Origin of the sequence: Yersinia vastinensis, from assembly GCF_902726565.1 — a bacterium.
GTDB classification, from domain to species: Bacteria; Pseudomonadota; Gammaproteobacteria; order Enterobacterales; family Enterobacteriaceae; genus Yersinia; species Yersinia vastinensis.
Genome location: NZ_CACVAF010000039.1, coordinates 1 through 497, shown reverse-complemented (window position 1 = coordinate 497; position 497 = coordinate 1). Strand labels below are relative to the sequence as shown.

Genomic DNA, 497 nt, shown 5'->3' with positions numbered 1-497 from the left:
AGTACATCTACGGAGAGATAATGTTCAGCTGTATTGTTTCAATTTTCAGCTTGTTCCAGATTGTTAAAGAGCAATATTTCACAACCCACTGTGTCTTGCGACCTCAGTGCGTTTTGAAATAGTTTTTTTATATGGTGGAGCTAAGCGGGATCGAACCGCTGACCTCCTGCGTGCAAGGCAGGCGCTCTCCCAGCTGAGCTATAGCCCCATATAAAAAGCAAAATCACCTTATTGCTGCAACTCAACAGGGAATGGTGAGTTGGTGGGTCTGAGTGGACTTGAACCACCGACCTCACCCTTATCAGGGGTGCGCTCTAACCACCTGAGCTACAGACCCAACAAGGTACTAAAGCCCGACCAATTTCTCAGTCCGGCTTTATTTGCTCGTTACTTTCTATCAGACAATCTGTGTGGACACTGCGCAATGCGTATCGTTAGGTAAGGAGGTGATCCAACCGCAGGTTCCCCTACGGTTACCTTGTTACGACTTCACCCCA

The 497-nt window shown here is 47.7% G+C and carries 2 tRNA genes and 1 rRNA gene; all 3 read right to left on the bottom strand.

Features of this window, described 5'->3' with window-relative positions:
* Window positions 1–132 precede the first annotated feature (132 nt).
* Window positions 133–208 (bottom strand) — tRNA-Ala (locus HUZ92_RS20735).
* A 52-nt stretch (window positions 209–260) separates the two neighbouring features.
* Window positions 261–337, bottom strand: a tRNA-Ile gene (locus tag HUZ92_RS20730).
* A gap of 102 nt (window positions 338–439) precedes the next feature.
* A 16S ribosomal RNA gene (locus HUZ92_RS20725) occupies window positions 440–497 on the bottom strand; the annotation flags it as partial.